The 17,506-nt window shown below is 70.9% G+C and carries 13 protein-coding genes and 1 pseudogene; 5 read left to right on the top strand and 9 right to left on the bottom strand.

Annotation, left to right across the window (positions count from 1 at the left end):
- The 7 genes and pseudogenes from GA0115233_RS24895 to GA0115233_RS24865 form a co-directional block, all read right to left on the bottom strand.
- Positions 1 to 388: pseudogene (locus GA0115233_RS24895) on the bottom strand (NAD-dependent epimerase/dehydratase family protein); the annotation flags it as partial.
- A gap of 8 nt (positions 389 to 396) precedes the next feature.
- The gene (locus tag GA0115233_RS24890; protein ID WP_093722521.1) at positions 397 to 1,110 is read right to left on the bottom strand and encodes a nucleotidyltransferase family protein; all 714 of its coding nucleotides are present in this window, start codon (positions 1,108 to 1,110) and stop codon (positions 397 to 399) included.
- Between the two features lie 37 nt (positions 1,111 to 1,147).
- Positions 1,148 to 2,149: a GDP-mannose 4,6-dehydratase gene (locus GA0115233_RS24885; RefSeq protein ID WP_093722520.1), complete on the bottom strand. Its 1,002-nt coding sequence runs from the start codon at positions 2,147 to 2,149 to the stop codon at positions 1,148 to 1,150.
- 40 nt (positions 2,150 to 2,189) lie between these two features.
- On the bottom strand, positions 2,190 to 3,545 hold the full coding sequence (locus tag GA0115233_RS24880) for a hypothetical protein (RefSeq protein WP_093722519.1): 1,356 nt from the start codon (positions 3,543 to 3,545) through the stop codon (positions 2,190 to 2,192).
- Positions 3,542 to 5,044: a GT4 family glycosyltransferase PelF gene (gene pelF, locus GA0115233_RS24875; protein WP_255310335.1), complete on the bottom strand. Its 1,503-nt coding sequence runs from the start codon at positions 5,042 to 5,044 to the stop codon at positions 3,542 to 3,544. The genes GA0115233_RS24880 and pelF overlap by 4 nt, the downstream gene beginning before the upstream one ends.
- An 83-nt stretch (positions 5,045 to 5,127) precedes the next feature.
- Positions 5,128 to 7,242: a hypothetical protein gene (locus GA0115233_RS24870; protein WP_093722518.1), complete on the bottom strand. Its 2,115-nt coding sequence runs from the start codon at positions 7,240 to 7,242 to the stop codon at positions 5,128 to 5,130.
- Between the two features lie 385 nt (positions 7,243 to 7,627).
- Positions 7,628 to 8,155: a hypothetical protein gene (locus tag GA0115233_RS24865; protein ID WP_093722517.1), complete on the bottom strand. Its 528-nt coding sequence runs from the start codon at positions 8,153 to 8,155 to the stop codon at positions 7,628 to 7,630.
- Positions 8,156 to 8,508: 353 nt separating this feature from the next.
- Between GA0115233_RS24865 and GA0115233_RS24860 the strand changes: the two genes are divergently transcribed.
- Positions 8,509 to 10,671: a discoidin domain-containing protein gene (locus GA0115233_RS24860; RefSeq protein WP_093722516.1), complete on the top strand. Its 2,163-nt coding sequence runs from the start codon at positions 8,509 to 8,511 to the stop codon at positions 10,669 to 10,671.
- Between the two features lie 55 nt (positions 10,672 to 10,726).
- On the opposite strand, the gene GA0115233_RS24855 is transcribed toward GA0115233_RS24860, so the two are convergent.
- Positions 10,727 to 12,028, bottom strand: a complete 1,302-nt coding sequence (locus GA0115233_RS24855; RefSeq protein WP_093722515.1) for an ROK family protein — start codon at positions 12,026 to 12,028, stop codon at positions 10,727 to 10,729.
- Positions 12,029 to 12,214: 186 nt separating this feature from the next.
- Between GA0115233_RS24855 and GA0115233_RS24850 the strand changes: the two genes are divergently transcribed.
- Genes GA0115233_RS24850 through GA0115233_RS24835 form a run of 4 tightly spaced genes read left to right on the top strand, consistent with a single transcriptional unit; the run spans position 12,215 to position 16,785 of the window.
- A complete protein-coding gene (locus GA0115233_RS24850) occupies positions 12,215 to 13,534 on the top strand; it encodes an extracellular solute-binding protein (RefSeq protein WP_093722514.1) in 1,320 nt (439 codons plus the stop codon).
- Positions 13,535 to 13,551: 17 nt separating this feature from the next.
- Positions 13,552 to 14,547, top strand: coding sequence for a carbohydrate ABC transporter permease (locus GA0115233_RS24845; RefSeq protein WP_093722526.1), 996 nt, complete (start codon positions 13,552 to 13,554; stop codon positions 14,545 to 14,547).
- A 13-nt stretch (positions 14,548 to 14,560) separates the two neighbouring features.
- A complete protein-coding gene (locus tag GA0115233_RS24840) occupies positions 14,561 to 15,400 on the top strand; it encodes a carbohydrate ABC transporter permease (RefSeq protein ID WP_093722513.1) in 840 nt (279 codons plus the stop codon).
- Positions 15,401 to 15,429: 29 nt separating this feature from the next.
- Complete coding sequence (locus tag GA0115233_RS24835; RefSeq protein WP_093722512.1) at positions 15,430 to 16,785, top strand: GH1 family beta-glucosidase; 1,356 nt, start codon at positions 15,430 to 15,432, stop codon at positions 16,783 to 16,785.
- Between the two features lie 58 nt (positions 16,786 to 16,843).
- Here GA0115233_RS24835 and GA0115233_RS24830 read toward each other — a convergent pair whose 3' ends face one another.
- The gene (locus GA0115233_RS24830; protein WP_093722511.1) at positions 16,844 to 17,452 is read right to left on the bottom strand and encodes a lipoprotein; all 609 of its coding nucleotides are present in this window, start codon (positions 17,450 to 17,452) and stop codon (positions 16,844 to 16,846) included.
- Between the last annotated feature and the right edge of the window lie 54 nt (positions 17,453 to 17,506).

The following is a 17,506-nucleotide window of genomic DNA, read 5'->3' as shown; positions in this document are numbered from 1 at the left end:
GCCGACCGGGCCGGTCGGCGCCGACTCGGTGACCGCGACGCCGGGCGCGCCGGGCCCGTACTCGGCGGCGGAGCCCAGATGGACCCAGGCGGGCCGCCGGGGCCGCCGTTCGCAGCGCCGCGCAGAGCACGGCCGGGCCGCGGGTGTTGACCTCGGCGAGGGTGACGGGGTCGCCCGCGACGGCGCCGGCGCAGTTGACCACCGCGTCGGGCGCCGCCGACGCCAGGGTCTTCGCCAGGTGCTCGGGGTCGGCCGTGGCGAGGTCGACGTGGTGGTCGGCGTCGCGGGAGCGGCCGCCGCCGAGGACCCGCGCGCCCGGCAGGGCGCGCAGCCGCTCGACGACATGACCGCCCAGATAGCCGGTGAAGCCCAGGACGAGAATGCGCATGACGGGACTCAGGCTCCCTTGAGCAGCAGGTTCTTGCGGCTGGTGAACTCCGCGTTCGCCCGGTCGTAGTCGTCCGGGCGGCCGATGTCCAGCCAGTACCCGTCGAAGTCGTAGGCGTGCGGCGGGCGACCGGAGTTGAGCAGATCCAGGACCAACTCGTCGAAGCCGAGCGGCAGTCCGGGGGTGTAGTCGGCGAGCGTGTCCCGGGACAGGCCGTAGACGCCCATGGAGACCCGGCAGTCCATGCTCGGCTTCTCGGTGAAGGCGACCACCTTGCTGTCGTCGGTGGTCAGCACCCCGAAGTCGATGTGCACCTTGCGCTCGTACGTGGCGATGGTCAGCGGCGCGCCCGACTCGCGGTGCCGGCGCAGTACGTCGCCGTAGTCGAGGTCGGTGAGGATGTCGCCGTTCATCACCAGGAAGTGCTCCGGCAGCCGCTCGCGCAGCGACAGCAGCGGGCCCATCGTGCCGAGGGGGCTCTCCTCGGTGGCGTAGTCGACCTCCATGCCCCACTGCGAGCCGTCGCCGACGAAGGCGCGGATGATCTCCCCGAGGTGGCCGATGGCGAGGGTGCAGTGCGTGAAGCCGGAGGCCGAGAGCTGGCGCAGCACGATCTCCAGGATGGCGTGCTGGTCGCCGATGGGGACGAGCGGCTTGGGCAGGGCCGTGGTGTAGGGCCGCAGCCGGACGCCCTTGCCGCCCGCCAGGATCACTGCGTGCATGGGGACTGCTCCTTCATGGAACGTCGGTGTGGAGGGTTCAGATGTTGTAGATGCCGGTCTTGTAGCGGGCCAGGTTGGCGGGGTCGCGGAAGAACTCGACGGTGCGGGCGAGCCCTTCCTCCAGCGTGTGCGCGGGCTGCCAGCCGGTGGCCGCGGCGAGCCGGGAGGCGTCGGCGACCAGGCGCATCACCTCCGAGGCGGGCGGGCGCAGCCGCTCGGGGTCCTCGCGCACGTCGAGGGCGGTGTCCATCACCTTGCCGATCAGCGCGACCAGGTCGCCGACGGAGATCTCCCCGCCGGTCCCGGCGTTGAAGGTGCGGCCCACGACCTTCTCGGCGGGCGCGGTGCCCACCGCGAGGAAGGCCTGCGCGGTGTCCTTGACGTAGGTGAAGTCCCGGGTGGGCCGCAGGTCGCCGAGGGTGATCGTCCGCTGTCCCGCGGCGACCTGACCGATCACCGTGGGGATCACCGCGCGCATCGACTGCCGGGGGCCGAAGGTGTTGAACGGCCGCAGCGTCACCACGGGCGTCTCGAAGCTGGCGTGGTAGCTGTCGGCCAGCCGGTCCCCGCCCGCCTTCGAAGCGGCGTACGGCGACTGGGTGTTGATGGGGTGGTCCTCGGTGATCGGCACGGTCTGCGCGGTGCCGTAGGTCTCGCTGGTGGAGGTGTGCACCAGCCGGGGCGTGCCCAGGGCGCGCACGGCCTCCAGCACGTTGAGGGTGCCGGTCACGTTCGTGTCCACGTAACTGTGCGGCGCCTGGTAGGAGTACGGGATCGCGATCAGCGCGGCCAGGTGGTACGCGCAGTCGGCGCCCTCCAGCAGGGCGCGCACCGAGCCGGGGTCGCGGACGTCACCGAGGACGATCTCGACGTGCTCCAGCACGTCCGGGGCCAGGGTCTCCAGCCAGCCGAAGGAGGAGAACGAGTTGTACTGGGCCATGGCCCTCACCCGGTGCCCGGAGGCGACGAGGGCCTCGGTGAGGTGCGAGCCGATGAAGCCTTCGGCTCCGGTGACGGCGGCGAGCGGTGCGGAGGTCAACTCAGGGGTCCTTCCCGTTGGTTGGGTGAGCGGCGGTGGCTCAGACGTGCGGGGCGGGACGGCCCAGCGTCCACAGCGCGCAGAGCGCGAGACACAGGGCCGCGCCCCCGTAGGCGAGTGCGAGATGGTCCGGCGCGGTCGCGAAGGCGCAGGCCGCGGCGGTCAGACAGATCGCGGCCGGGGCCCAGGCGGTGCCGAACGCCTGGAGCAGCAGGGCCGTCCACAGCGCGGCCGCGAGCGGCAGCAGCGCCACCGGGTCGCTGCCGGTGAGCAGGGCGGCCGGCAGCAGCGGCAGCAAATAGGCGAGCAGGCACAGGCCGAGCACCCCGGCCGAGCGCCACAGGAACGCGGTGGGTGTGGCGGCGGCGCGCAGGGCACCGACGGACAGCCCCCGGTACCGGTAGAGCAGCCACTCGGCGGGGCCCATGGACAGGGTCAGCGCGATCACCGCGTACGGGTGCTCCCGGCCCTCCAGCATCACCATGACTCCGGCCGCCAGCCCAAACAGGCCGTACGGCAGCGACCGGTGCGCGGGCGGCGGGGGAGCGGCGGGGCCCGGCGGCGCGGTGAGCGCCTTGCGCAGGGCGTGTGCGGTGACGGCGAGGGTGGCGAGCAGGGCCAGCAGCGGCAGCCCGGCGCGCAGTTCGGCGGGCGGGTTCCACCAGGGCAGTGCGGCGGACCCGGCGATCAGCGGGGTGAGCGCGGCCAGCAGCAGCCACTCGGCACCGAGCACCAGCAGCACGCCAGCGGCGGCCAGATAGACCGCCTGCGCCAGGGCCACCAGGGTGACCGGACCGGCCTGTGCGGGCACCGCCGCGCAGGCCGTGGCGAGGACGGCGCCCAGGGGCGCCCCGACGGCCAGCGTACGGCCCGCCGCGCGCCGCCCGGCCGCCATCCGCGCGTGGGCCCGGTGCCCCAGGCCCTGCCCCCATGCCCAGGAGACCAGGCCCGCCACGACCAGCGGCGTGAGGTGCGCCGAGGCCTTCCACAGCGGGGCGGCCAGGAGGTAGGCGAGCCCCGGCAGCGCGAAAAGCAGCCCGCGCAGCAGACAGCGCACATGGTCCGGCCGCCAGGGGTCGGGCAGGGGCGCGGGCTCGGGGAAGGTGCGCGGGACCAGCTCGTAGAGGGCGGAGGCGAGCGAGAAGATGTCGCGGTGCCCGTACCGCTCCTTGACCACGGTGGCCGTCAGGCCCTCCGACTCCAGCAGCGCGGCCACCTCGTAGGGATGGACCGCGGGGCCGATGCGGTCGGCGAGTTCGGCCGCGAGGGTGTCGACCGCGGCGCGGTGCGTGCCGCGGTCCGGGAGCCGCAGGGCGAGGGTGGCGTCGTCGGCGAGCCGCAGCGCCAGGGTGTCGTGCTCCTGGCCGCCGGGCTCCAGGGCTATCGGGCCGCTCATATGGCGAGGCTCCTCGCCGGCTCGGGACGCCACACGGGCTCCGGCGCCGGCACCCCGCCCGTTCTCGGCAGTTCCTGGTAGATGTCGCGGAAGGTGTCGATGGTCCGGCGCAGGGTGAACTGCTCGATCACCCGCAGCCGCGCCCCCTCGCCCATCGCCGCCCGCCGCACCGGGTCGCCGAGCAGCTCCAGCGCGGCGGCGGCCATCGCGGCCGGGTCCCGCGGCGGCACCACGAGCCCCATGTCGCCGACGGCCTCGCGCACCCCGCCCACATCGGTGGACACGGTGGCCCGCCCGCACGACATCGCCTCGATCAGCGTGAACGGAAAGCCCTCGCTGATGCTGGAGAGCATCACGATCGTCCCCGCGGCATAGGCGTCCTTGATGTCGTCCACCCGTCCCTCGAACGTCACGGCGTCCGCGTGCCCCAGCTCGGCGGCCAGCGCCTCGCAGCGCTCCCGGTAGGCCTCGCCACCGCGCGGGGTGCCGCCGAACAACCGCAGCCGTACGTGGGGCAGTTGCGCGCGGACGAGGGCGAAGGCCCGGATGAGCGTCTCCAGGTCCTTGATCGGGTCGACCCGGCCGGCCCAGCTCATGGTGAGGGTCTCCGGTTCCGGCCCGGCGGGCGGGAAGGCCGCCGGGTCGACGCCGTTGTACACGGTCCGGATGGCCTCCGGCGCGGCCCCGCCCTGCTCCTCCCACAGCCGGTTGTAGCGGTTGCCCGGGGTGATCAGGGCCGCCCGGCGGTACGTTTCCTCGGCCAGCAGCCGGAAGAAGCCCAGCACGACGGCCTTCACCGGCCAGCGGTAGGGGGCGGTGCGGTAGCCGAGGTAGCGCTCGCGCAGATAGACGCCGTGCTCGGTGAGCAGCAGCGGAACGCCGTGCCGTTCCCGAGCGGCCAGGCCCGGCAGCACCGCGACACCGCCGCTCACCGCGTGGGTGACCCCGTCGGTGGGCAGCGGGGCGGTCAGCGGGCGCAGGGCGTGCTCCAGCAGCGCGGTGGCGGTGAGCGCGTCGTGCAGCGTGGGGCGGGCCTCGCGGACCTGGAGACCCGGGCGGTTCCACACGGAGGCCAGCACCGACACCGCACGGTCACCGCGCAGAAAAGGGCTGAGCGTGCCCTCCTCCGCGGCCCGCGCCATCGTGTACAGGCCAGGGGCGAAGTCGTCCTCGGCGCAGGGGTCCAGCAGCGCGGTCAGGAACCGCTCGTAGGCGCGGGCGAGTTGACGGCGGGCGCGGCCCTTGGGCGGCTCGCCTTCGGGCGGTGCGCCCCACATCGGTACGGACCGGACCCCGGTGACATGGGAGGGCAGCTCCCACACCACCGGCTCGTGGCCGGTTCCGGTGACGGCGATGACGTCGAAGGCCACGTCGGGCATGCCGGTGACGAGCTGGTCGCACCAGACGCTGACGCCTCCGTGGCTGTGCGGGTAGGTGCCTTCGGTGAGCAGAGTGACGCGCGTCGCGTCCGAGCGGCGCGCGCCGCGGGGATCGTGCATCGATGTGCTCCACGGCCGAGGTGAGAGTGGTCGTGCCGGTCCCGGCCGCACACGGGCGGCCGGGACCTCGGGTCGTGCGCGGCTCAGGCCGTCGAGGGCTCGCGGACCTCCGCCGGGACGCGCGTCTTCGGCGCCGGCTCCGGGACCGCGGCCGGGCCGGTGCCCGGGATCGCGGCGGGGACCGCGGAGGAGGGCAGGCCCAGGGTGAGCGGCGCCCCCGTGGACGGCGTCCACCCGGACCGGGCGCCCGCGTAGGCCTCGCCGAAGGCGGCGCCCGCCAGGGTGGTGCCGGTGGGCATGGTGGCGGCGACCGCGACCCCGTCCGGGGCCTCGACGGTGACCGTGTCACCGATCCGGTAGGCCGTGACCTGCCCGTCGTTCAGCGCGGCCCGCCAGTCGGCGCGGCGCTGGAGCTCGACGCCGATGTCCTTCATGCGCGGGTTCACCACGGGCGTGTCGGCGGTGAACAGGGCCGCGTAGGTGTCCAGGACGCCGTTGAGGACCGGGTAGGCGATACGGTCCTCGGCGAGGTTGGACTGGTGGATGAAGTGCGGGCGCGGGTCGCCGGCGAGGACGTGGCCGAGAGCGGTGCGGATCTCCAGCGGCACGATGTAGTCGGCGTAACCGGTGGCGGTGTCCAGCGGCTCGTCGAGGCAGGTGGAGGTCGCCGGGTTGTCCTCGCAGATGCCGCTGCCGCCCTGGGCGCGGGCGGTGTAGATCCAGTTGTACTCGTCGACCTGCTCGGCGGCCCGGCCCGCGTTGTAGAAGACGTTCATCGGGTAGCGCGGCACGGTGATGGACGGCCCGACCTGGCGCTGCTGCGGTTCGCGGGAGTTGTCCGAGGCGAGCCAGCTGATGTCGGTGTCCGCGAGGGCGAGAGCCAGGTTGGGGTTGTCGGCGGTCTGCTGCGGCAGCACCTTCATGCCCGAGTGCTCACCGGTGACCAACTCGTCGTTGTGCAGGGGCAGTCCGGACTGCTCGCCCCAGACCCGGTTGGTGGCGATCTCGTCGACGATGGCGTTCCGGCTGACCCAGCGCACACTGCCGTCGGCCTCGGTGGCACAGCGCCACGGCACCACGCTGGTGTCCTGCTCGCAGCCGAGGAAGGCGTGCGTGTAGGTGTGGTTGATCCAGCGGAACTCGTCGCGCTCGGCGATGAACTCGTCCGCGAGCGGGTCGGCGCCGCCGTTGTCCTGGCGGTGCTCGACGCTTCCGGCGCCGTTGTAGGCCATGTCCAGGGTGAAGTTCCGGCTCGCCTGCCAGTCGGCGGCGTAGGTGACGTCCTGGGGTGTCATCCGGATCGGGTCAGGTGTGCCCGCGCCGTCGGGACAGTCGACGTCACCGGGGGTGCAGTTCAGCTCGGTGTTCCAGCGGTCGTCGGCGGCGAAGACGTCGTCGACGTGGACGGAGAAGTAATTGCGGGAGGCGCCCAGGTGGATCCCGCCGGTCATCCACTCCACGATCCCGCGGGCCAGCAGCCGGAACTGCTGCTGGTACTGGTTGTACACAAACGTGACGACCAGTTCGCGCCGCCCGTCGTGCCGGTACTCGCCGACGAGGGAGCCGCGCTTGGTGGTCCCCGGTATCGCGGCGTCGACGTAGGTGGTGAAGTCGGCGCCCGTGACGGGCGTGGAGAGGTAGGCGTAACTCTCGCCGACGGTGGGGGAGTTGTCCTCGAAGGGGACCTCGTCCTGGAGGTAGCCGAAGGGACCGGCCTTCCCGGCCGCGGTGACCTTGGCCCGGACCCCGTCGACGCTTCCGGCGTACCCGCCCTCGATGGGGTACTTCAGCCCGGCCTCGGGGCGTGCGTAGGTGTAGGCGTCGACCTGCGGGACGTCGTAGGTGCGCTCGTAGTCGACCAGGGCCGCCATCTCGGGCGATCCGGCGGGGAACGGGTTGTCGCTGGGCAGTACGACCGCCTGGTACTTGGCCCGGGGCCGTCCGTCGACGGTGTCCGCGAGCAGATCGGCGTCGATCACCGGGCGGTCCGCCTCGGTGAGGTCGATCTCGGTGTACGGGGTTCCCGCCACGTCCAGTTCGGCGGCGATCGCGTCCGTCGACGGGCCGCCGTCGCTGACGACCAGGACCCGCAGATCGATGCGGGGCGTGGTGTCGGCGTGTGCCGCTCCGGCGGGCAGGCCGATCGCGGCGATGAGCGCGCCCGCTATCAGCGCGCTGGTGTGAAACTTCCGCTTCATGCGGTTTTGTCCCCTCCCCGGGCAGGGGTGGGCACAGCTCGCACTGAGCGGACACACCCCCTTGCGCGACGCCGTGCCCCCCTCAGTAGCCGGTCGTTCACGCATCCGTCGTGTCACATAGTGGAGTCTCTGTGTAGCTTTCGTGGTCATCTAGCGAAACATGACGGAAAAGCGTAGGTGTCCAACAGGTCGTGATCGACCCGGACTTGTCACGCCAAGGCCGGGCCGAGGGGGTGGTGCGGCCGGGGCGCGAAACGCTTTGTGTGCAGGTCGGGGGCCTGATGAAGGCACCGGCGGGCCGGGTCGGCCCGCCGGTGTTTCTTCCGGAGGTCTGGACCACGCGGGGAAGCAGGCCACAGACCGGTTTCAGGTCAGCCGCGGCTCGTCAGGCGCACAGCACCCGGGTCTCGGGGGTGTAGACCGGACCGCCGCTGACGCTCGTGCTGTCGCTGAACTCGGCGTAGAAGTAGGAGTAGAAGCCGATGTTGCCGTTGCAGCCGGAGTCCTCGGCGATCTGCAGGGTGAGGGTGACGGTGCGGCTCTGGCCGGGCGGGACGGTGGTGCCGTAGTTCGCGCCGAGGTTGGCCGGGCCGGTGCCGGCGCACGGCGTGGCGCCCGCGGCCGTGGCCAGCGAGCAGGAGGTGAAGCTGTACTTCAGGTCGGGGCGCTGCGTGGTGAGCCACGTCGGGTCGATGGTCTGGTAGACGAACCAGATGTCGTACGTGGCGTTGTTGGTGAGAGTCATCGACAGGTTCACCGTGCCGCCCGGCGTGGTCGTCGCGCTGTCGGTGCTGAACGACAGGGCGGCCGGGGCCGGTTCGGCGGCGCTCGCGGAGGGGGCCAGGCCGAACGCGGCGAGCAGCAGAGCCAGGACGGCGGTGAGACCGAGGCGTCTCATCAGAGGTGATCGCATGGCTCGGGAGGCTAGGGGCGCTTCGTCCCGATGTCTGCACCGCCTCGGGCAGGTCGACCGGAAGTGATCGTCGCGTGCAGGACCTGTGACGGCTGTGTGAAGTAGCCCTGGCTGTACGGACGTTGGGGGTGGCGCATCCCGCCCGTTCCGAACGCTATTGGCGCGTATGTGATGTCCCTCGGTTCACATGATCGATCGCTCCTCACTTAATGAAAGGTGAAAGAAAAGTCGTGACGGAGTTATTGACCCGATAGTTGAACGGCGGCAGGGTTCACCGGAGCGCGCGCTCCTTTCCGTTCACCTCACTCGTATCGAGGAGTTCAGCCATGCCCGCAGCAGGCCGACCCGCCGCGATGGCCCCACCCCCAAGACCGGCGCTCCATACCGTGGTTGTGACGGTCGTACTCGCCCTTGCCGCGGCCCTGCTCGCCGTTGTGCCCGCCGCCAGGGCCGAGGCCGCCCCGACCCTGCTCTCGCAGGGCAAGGACGCGACCGCCTCCAGCCAGGAGAACGCCGGCACCCCTGCCGCGGCGGCGGTCGACGGGGACAACGGCACCCGCTGGTCGAGCGAGTTCGCCGACCCGCAGTGGATCAGCGTCGACCTCGGCGCCCCCGCCCAGCTCAGCCGTGTCGAACTGAGCTGGGAGACCGCCCACGCGAGCGCCTACCGCATCGAGATCTCCCAGAACGGCGACGACTGGACCACGGCCTACTCCACCACCACCTCCGGCGGTGGCAACGAGACGCTGGACATCTCCGGCACCGCCCGGCACGTCCGCGTGTACGGCACCGCCCGCGCCACCGGATGGGGCTACTCGCTCTGGGAGTTCAAGGTCTACGGCACCCAGGGCGACGACCCCACCGTTCCCGGCGGCGGTGACCTCGGCCCGAACGTCCATGTGTTCGACCCGTCGACCCCCGGCATCCAGGCCGAGCTGGACGAGGTGTTCGAACAGCAGGAGGACGCCCAATTCGGCAACGGCCGGCACGCGTTGCTCTTCAAGCCGGGCACCTACAACAACCTCAACGCGCAGATCGGCTTCTACACCCAGATCGCCGGTCTCGGCCTGAAGCCCGACGACACCCTGATCAACGGTGACATCACCGTCGACGCGGGCTGGTTCAACGGCAATGCCACGCAGAACTTCTGGCGAGCGGCCGAGAACCTCGCGGTCAACCCCGTGAACGGCACCGACCGCTGGGCCGTCTCGCAGGCCGCCTCCTTCCGCCGTATGCACGTCAGGGGCGGGCTCAACCTCTCACCCACCGGCTACGGTTGGGCCAGCGGCGGCTACATCGCCGACTCCAAGATCGACGGCGAGGTCGGCAACTACTCGCAGCAGCAGTGGTACACCCGCGACAGCTCCATCGGAGGCTGGTCCAACTCGGTCTGGAACCAGGTTTTCTCGGGCACCACCGGCGCCCCGGCCACCGCCTTCCCGGAGCCGAAGTACACCACCCTGGAGCACACCCCGGTCTCCCGGGAGAAGCCGTTCCTCTACCTCGACGGCAACGACTACAAGGTGTTCGTGCCCGCGCTGCGCACCAACGCACGGGGCACCACGTGGGAGAACGGCACCCCGGCGGGCCGCTCCCTGCCGCTCAGTGACTTCTACGTGGTCAAGCCCGGCGCCACCGCGGCCACCATCAACCAGGCGCTGAGCCAGGGCCTGCACCTGCTGTTCACGCCCGGCGTGTACCACGTCGACCAGACCATCCAGGTCAACCGCCCCGACACGGTCGTCCTGGGCCTCGGCCTCGCCACGATCATCCCGGACAACGGGGTCACCGCGATGCGCGTCGCCGACGTCGACGGCGTCCGGCTGGCCGGCTTCCTGATCGACGCCGGTCCGGTCAACTCGCCCACCCTGCTGGAGGTCGGCCCGCAGAACGCGAGCGCGGACCACGCCGGCAACCCGACCACCGTGCAGGACGTGTACATCCGCATCGGCGGCGCGGGCCCCGGCAAGGCGACCACCAGCATGGTCATCAACAACGACGACACGATCATCGACCACACCTGGGTGTGGCGCGCCGACCACGGCGAGGGCGTCGGCTGGGAGACCAACCGTGCCGACTACGGCGTCCGGGTCAACGGCGACGACGTGCTGGCGACCGGACTGTTCGTCGAGCACTTCAACAAGTACGACGTCGAGTGGTACGGCGAGCGCGGCCGGACGATCTTCTTCCAGAACGAGAAGGCGTACGACGCGCCCAACCAGGCCGCCATCCAGAACGGCTCCACCAAGGGCTACGCGGCCTACCGGGTCGACGACTCCGTCAACACCCACGAGGGCTGGGGCCTGGGCAGCTACTGCTACTACAACGTCGACCCGAGCATCCGGCAGGACCACGGGTTCAAGGCGCCGGTGAAGCCGGGGGTGAAGTTCCACAGCCTGCTGGTGGTCTCCCTCGGCGGCAACGGCCACTACGAGCACGTCATCAACAACACGGGAGACTCCACGGAACCGGCGGGCAGCTCCACCGTCCCGTCCACCGTGACCAGCTTCCCGTAAACAGACACCTCCGGGCCCGGCGCGAGCACGCGCCGGGCCCGGAGGCCACCACGTCTCACTGCGCGGCGCGGTCCTGGAGGTTGGCCTGCCAGGCCGGATTCGGCTCCTTCGGCTCCGCCTCCACGGGCCGCCCGCCCCGGGCGAAGAAGTCCGCGAGCGGCAGGATCGCCGCGCCCACCGTCACCGCGTCCGGGCCCAGCGTGCCCAGGTCGATCCGGACGTGCCCGGCCGGGTACCGCAGCGAGTAGGCGGTCGCGTGGGCCCGTACGGAGTCCAGGAAGCGGCGGCCCAGCTGGAGCCCCGCCCAGCCGCCGACCAGGATGCGCTCGGGCTGGAAGAGGTTGATCAGGTCGGAGAAGCCCGCCCCCAGGTACTCGGCGGTCTCCTCCAGGATCGCCAGCGCCGTCCCGTCCGCCTCGCCCTCCGCCGGATAGGCGGCGGCGAGCATCGCGGTCAGCGCCGTCTCCTCGTCCACGTCCGCGGGCGGGTGCCCTCCCGCCTCCGCCCACCGCTCCAGCAGCGCCTCCGCGCCCGCGTACGCCTCCAGACAGCCCTGGGCGCCGCAGCGGCAGCGCCGCCCGCGTACCCGGACCGTCAGATGGCCCCACTCCACGGCCCGCCCCGGCCCCATGTCGGCGGAGACCACACAGGCGCCCACACCGGAGCCGAAGAGCACCACTGCCGCGCTCTGCGCGCCGCGTCCGGCGCCGAACCACATCTCCGCCTGGCCGAGCGTCTTGGCGCCGTTGTCGACGTAGTACGGCACGGTCTCCGGCAGCAGCCCCGACTCCCGCAGGTACCGCTCCAGCGGCACCGCGTCCCAGCCGATGGTCTGCCCGTGCACGATGGCGCCGTCCTCGGGCGTGCGCGCCACTATGCCCGGAACGCCGATGCCCACCCCGATCAGGTCCCGCGCCGCCGTCCCGGAGCGCTCCAGCACCTCGGCGATACCCTCGCGCAGGTGGCGCACGATGACATCGACGTCGTAGCGGTCCACGCGCCGTCCGCCGGTCGCCAGCGGCCGCTCCACCCGCGCCAGCTCGGTGAGCGCCAGGTCGAACAGCTCCACGCGCACCCGGGTCTCGCCCACGTCGATGCCGATCATGTACCCGCTGCGCGGGCTGACCCGCAGCAGGGTGCGCGGGCGGCCGCCGACCGAGTCGACGCTGCCGGCCTCCTCGACCAGCCCCTCCGCCATCAGTTCCGCGACGACATTGCTCACCGAGCCGGAGCTGAGCCCGGTGGCGGGCCCGAGTGTGAACCGGCTGAGCGGTCCGTCGAAGTACAGCCGTTGCAGCACTGCGGTGCGGTTCTCCCGCCGCAGGTCACGTACCGTACGGCCGCTGCGCACTGTCACCTCTGCTCCTCGTCTCGTCGCAATCCGCCGCGACCTACCTGGGTCGGGGCTCTTGACGCGATCTTAGCTTGACGCTTAACTCACGTCCTAAATTAAGCCGTGGGGGTACGGGACCGGCACGCGGGGCGCTGCTCCGGATCCCTCCGCGGACGACAGTCGCTCCTTCCCGGAAGGCCTACTGAAGTCATGCGCAGAAGCAGAGTCGCATCCATCGCAGCCGTAACCCTCTCGCTCGTCCTCGCCTCGGCTGCCTGCGGCGGCGGGTCGACCGGCTCGGAGGGCGGCTCCAACGAGCAGCCCAAGACCCTCACGTACTGGGCCTCCAACCAGGGCGCCAGCCTGGAGGTCGACAAGAAGGTCCTCCAGCCCGAGCTCGACAAGTTCGAGAAGGAGACCGGCATCAAGGTCAAGCTGGAGGTCGTGCCCTGGTCGGACCTGCTCAACCGTATCCTCACCGCCACCACCTCCGGCCAGGGTCCGGACGTGCTGAACATAGGCAACACCTGGAGCGCCTCCCTCCAGGCCACCGGCGCCCTGCTGCCGTGGGACGCGAAGAACTTCGAGGCCATCGGCGGCAAGGACCGCTTCGTGGACTCCGCGCTCGGCTCCACCGGCACCCAGGGACAGGACCCGGCCGCCGTCCCGCTGTACTCCATGGCCTACGCCCTCTACTACAACAAGAAGATGTTCGCCGACGCGGGCATCGAGAAGCCCCCGGCCACCTGGTCGGAGCTGACCGACGTCGGCGAGAAGCTCTCGAAGAACGGCAAGTGGGCGCTCGGCGCGGAGGGTTCGAACCTCTCCAACAACATCCACCAGGTGTTCGTCCTCGGCAAGCAGCACGGCGCCGACTTCTTCACCCCCGACGGCAAGGCCGACTTCACCTCCGACGGCGCGGTCGCCGCCGTGAAGCAGTACGTCGACTTCATGGCCAAGGACAAGATCATCGCCCCGGGCAACGCCGAGTACGCCCAGAACCAGTCACTGAGCGACTTCGCCAAGGACAAGACGGCGATGGTGCTCTGGCAGACCGCCTCGGCCACGTTCAAGTCCCTCGGCATGAACGAGGACGAGTGGGGAGTCGCCCCCGCCCCCGTCCAGTCCGGCACCCCCGGCACGGGCACGAACACCAACTCCATGGTCGCCGGCATCAACATGGCCGTCTTCAAGAACACCAAGAACATCGACGGCGCCAAGAAGTTCGTGAAGTTCATGACCAGCGACGAGGAGCAGAAGATCCTCAACAGCGCCTACGGCTCCATCCCGCCGGTCAAGTCCGCCCAGGAGGACCCCGCCTTCGACTCCCCGGCGCTCAAGGTCCTGCGCGACACCCTCGCCACCAGCGCCACCGCACTGCCCCAGGTCCCCGAGGAGTCGCAGTTCGAGACCGTCGTGGGCACCGCCGTGAAGGAACTGTTCGCCGACGCCGCCGCCGGACGCAAGGTCACCACCGAATCAGTGCGGGCCAAGCTGGAGAAGGCCGAGCAGCAGATGTCCACCTCGTGACGACGGACTCCACCACCATGACCACCACCGCTGCCTACGGCACGGTCGAGCGGACCGCTCAGAAGCAGGACCCCGGTGCGGCGCCCAAGAAGCGCCGCCCCGGGTGGCTGCGCCGCGTGTCCCTGCCGTACCTGCTCCTCCTGCCCGCCCTCCTCCTCGAACTCCTCGTCCACCTGGTGCCGATGGTCATCGGCATCGTGGTCAGCTTCCGGGAGCTCACCCAGTTCTACATCCGGGACTGGACCACCGCGCCCTGGAACGGCCTGGGCAACTACGAGATCGCCGTCGACTTCGACGCCCCCGTCGGCGAGGCCCTGCTCAAGTCGTTCTTCACGACCTGTCTGTTCACCGTGCTCTCGGTCGGCCTGTGCTGGCTGCTCGGCGCCGCCGCGGCGATCTTCCTCCAGGAGTCCTTCCGCGGCCGGGGCCTGCTGCGCACCATCTTCCTGGTCCCGTACGCGCTGCCCGTCTACGCCGCCGTCATCACCTGGGCGTTCATGTTCCAGCGCGACAACGGCCTGGTGAACCACGTCATCCACGACCAGCTCGGGCTGACCGATTCACCGCCCTTCTGGCTCATCGGCGACAACGCCTTCTTCACCCTGCTGATCGTCTCGGTGTGGAAGGGCTGGCCGTTCGCCTTCCTCATCATCATGGCCGGGCTGCAGAACATCCCGCGCGAGATGTACGAGGCCGCCGCCCTCGACGGCGCCGGGATCTGGCAGCAGATCCGCCGGATCACCATGCCGTCGCTGCGCCCGGTCAACCAGGTGCTCGTGCTGGTGCTGTTCCTGTGGACGTTCAACGACTTCAACACGCCGTTCGTGCTGTTCGGCAAGGCGGCGCCGGAGTCGGCGGACCTGATCTCGCTGCACATCTACCAGTCGTCGTTCCAGACCTGGAACTTCGGCACCGGCTCCGCCATGTCGGTGCTCCTCCTGCTGTTCCTGCTCCTGGTGACCGGCGTCTACCTCGCGCTCACCTCCCGCGGAAGGAAGGCCACCGATGGCTGAGCCCCGTTCACCGATGGCCGCCCCGCAGTCCTTCCTGTGGAGCCGGCGAATCTTCCTCACCCTGCTGACGGGCTTCGTACTGCTGCCCGTCTACGTGATGATCTCCAGCTCGCTGAAGCCCCTTGAGGACGTGTCGGGCAAGTTCACCTGGCTGCCCTCCGGGCTCACCGTCCGGCCGTACTTCGACATCTGGGAGACCGTCCCGCTCGCCGACTACTTCGTCAACTCGCTGATCGTGGCGGGCGCGGCGACCGTCTGCTCGGTGACCATCGCCGTCTTCGCGGCATACGCGGTCAGCCGCTACAACTTCCGCGGCAAGCGCGTCTTCACGGTCACCGTGCTGTCCACCCAGATGTTCCCGGGCATCCTGTTCCTGCTGCCGCTGTTCCTCATCTACGTCAACATCGGCAACGCCACCGGCATCGCCCTGTTCGGCTCCCGCGGCGGCCTGATCATCACGTATCTGACCTTCTCGCTGCCGTTCTCCATCTGGATGCTGATCGGGTACTTCGACTCGGTGCCCAGGGACCTGGACGAGGCGGCGAAGGTCGACGGCTGCGGGCCGCTCGGCGCGCTGTTCCGGGTCGTGGTGCCCGCCGCGATCCCCGGCATCGTCGCCGTCGCCGTCTACGCCTTCATGACCGCCTGGGGAGAAGTCCTCTTCGCCTCCGTCATGACCAACGACACCACCCGCACCCTGGCCGTCGGGCTCCAGGGCTACTCCACCCAGAACGACGTGTACTGGAACCAGATCATGGCCGCCTCACTCGTCGTCAGCCTGCCCGTCGTCGCCGGGTTCCTGCTGCTCCAGCGCTATCTCGTCGCCGGACTGACAGCGGGAGCAGTCAAGTGACCGTCCGCCCCGATCCCGAAAGGTTCTCTGTGCCCGAGCCGATAGACCTCGCCGCCTTCCCCGACGACTTCAGCTGGGGCACGGCCACCTCCGCCTACCAGATCGAGGGCGCCGCCACCGAGGACGGCCGGTCGCCGTCCATCTGGGATACCTTCTCCCACACCCCGGGGAAGATCGACAACGGCGACCACGGCGACGAGGCGTGCGACCACTACCACCGCTGGCCCGAGGACGTGGCGCTGATGTCCCGGCTGGGCGTCGACACCTACCGCATGTCCATCGCCTGGCCCCGCGTGGTCCCCGGCGGCGACGGGCCCGTCAACGCGGCCGGCCTGGACTTCTACGACCGGCTCGTGGACGCCCTCCTCGCGGCGGGCATCACCCCCAACATCACCCTCTACCACTGGGACCTGCCGCAGGTGCTCCAGGACCGCGGCGGCTGGACCGTGCGGGAGACCGCCGAGCACCTCGCCGCCTACGCCTCCGCCGTGGCCGGACGGCTCGGCGACCGCGTCACCCGCTGGGCCACCCTCAACGAGCCCCTGTGCTCGGCGTGGATCGGCCACCTGGAGGGCAGGATGGCCCCCGGCCTCACCGACCTCACCGCGGCGGTACGGGCCTCCTACCATCTGCTGCTCGGCCACGGCCTGGCCACCCAGGCCGTCCGCGCCGCCGTCCCCGGCGCCCAAATCGGCCTGGTCACCAACCACTCCACCGTCGAGGCGGCCTCCACCCGCCCCGAGGACCTCGCCGCCGCCACCCGCATGGACGGCCACAGCAACCGCTGGTGGCTGGACCCCGTCTACGGCCGCGGCTTCCCCGCCGACATGCGCGAGCTGTACGGCGTCGAACTCCCCGAGCGGCCCGGCGACCTGGAGACCATCGCGGCGCCCCTGGACTGGCACGGCCTGAACTACTACTTCCCGGTGACCGTCACCGACGACCCCGACGGCCCGGTGCCGTACGCCCGTGAGGTGCGGCTGCCCGACGTGCCGCGCACCGGCATGGACTGGCAGATCGACGCCGACGGCCTGGAGGCCCTGCTGCTGCGGCTCACCGAGGACTACGGGGTGGGCGAGCTGTACGTCACCGAGAACGGCTCCGCCTTCACCGACACGGTCGCCCCGGACGGCAGCGTGCACGACCCCGAGCGCACCCGGTACCTGGAGCAGCACATCGCCGCCTGCGCCCGAGCCCTGCGCAAGGGTGCCCCGCTGGCCGGGTACTACGCCTGGTCCCTGCTGGACAACTTCGAGTGGGCCTACGGCTACGACAAGCGCTTCGGCCTGGTCCACGTCGACTACGCCACCCAGCGGCGCACCCTGAAGTCCAGCGGCATGCGCTACGCGGACATCATCCGCGTCCACCGCCAGTCCCGCGGCTGAACCGGCCCGGCCCGGCGTCCTCCACCCGAGCGGGGGAGCGCGCCGGGCCTGGCTGTTCCTACTCGGCCCTGCTCGTGTGCAGGGTCTTCCTGGCCAGTTCCAGCGCCGGGAGCATGGCCCTGTGCTCCCCGGAGTCCAGGCCGCCGAGGTGCAGGACGACCGGCCCCTCGTTGGTGGTCACGGCGAGGGCGCGTTCCTGCTTGGCCTCGTCCAGGAGCTCGCTCGTATAGGTGTAGGTGACCTCGGCGCCGTCGAGCCCGTTCGCCGTGAAGGAGCCGTACTTCTCCTTGCTCACCCCGTCCTGACCGGCCACGAACGACTCCAGGACGCCACGGGCGTCGGTGTCACCGGGCTTCCCGGTCCAGGCCCGCAGGAAGCCGATGTTCCCGGCCGGCTTGGCGTCGATCTCGCAGACGAGGGTGACCGGTCCCTGGCGCATGACGAAGTCGGGGTCGCTGGTGTCGACGGCCTCGGCCTTCCAGTCCTCGGCGATGTCGAAGGTGACCGGCAGCTCGCACGCGGAGCTTTTGCCCCCGATCGTCCGGCCGCTTTCGGCCACCTCGGCGTCGCTCTTCACGGCGCCTTTCGCGTCGCCGTCCTCGGCCTCGGCCGAGCACCCCGTCACCAGCGCGACCAGCACAGCCGCGCACACCGCCCGACGGCTCACGTCGTTCTCCCCTCACCCGTTCGGCGGCACAGAGTAACCGAGGGCAGGGGGAGA

The sequence above is a fragment of the Streptomyces sp. DI166 genome, assembly GCF_900091315.1.
GTDB lineage: Bacteria > Actinomycetota > Actinomycetes > Streptomycetales > Streptomycetaceae > Streptomyces > Streptomyces fuscus.
This window is presented reverse-complemented; position numbering and strand designations above follow the sequence as displayed.

Excerpts from the sequence above, each read along its gene's own strand:
- GA0115233_RS24890 (WP_093722521.1), bottom strand. The coding sequence starts at position 1,110 with ATGCACGCAGTGATCCTGGCGGGCGGCAAGGGCGTCCGGCTGCGGCCC.
- GA0115233_RS24880 (WP_093722519.1), bottom strand. The coding sequence starts at position 3,545 with ATGAGCGGCCCGATAGCCCTGGAGCCCGGCGGCCAGGAGCACGACACC.
- pelF (WP_255310335.1), bottom strand. The coding sequence starts at position 5,044 with ATGCACGATCCCCGCGGCGCGCGCCGCTCGGACGCGACGCGCGTCACT.
- GA0115233_RS24870 (WP_093722518.1), bottom strand. The coding sequence starts at position 7,242 with ATGAAGCGGAAGTTTCACACCAGCGCGCTGATAGCGGGCGCGCTCATC.
- GA0115233_RS24865 (WP_093722517.1), bottom strand. The coding sequence starts at position 8,155 with ATGCGATCACCTCTGATGAGACGCCTCGGTCTCACCGCCGTCCTGGCT.
- GA0115233_RS24860 (WP_093722516.1), top strand. The coding sequence starts at position 8,509 with ATGGCCCCACCCCCAAGACCGGCGCTCCATACCGTGGTTGTGACGGTC.
- GA0115233_RS24850 (WP_093722514.1), top strand. The coding sequence starts at position 12,215 with ATGCGCAGAAGCAGAGTCGCATCCATCGCAGCCGTAACCCTCTCGCTC.
- GA0115233_RS24845 (WP_093722526.1), top strand. The coding sequence starts at position 13,552 with ATGACCACCACCGCTGCCTACGGCACGGTCGAGCGGACCGCTCAGAAG.
- GA0115233_RS24840 (WP_093722513.1), top strand. The coding sequence starts at position 14,561 with ATGGCCGCCCCGCAGTCCTTCCTGTGGAGCCGGCGAATCTTCCTCACC.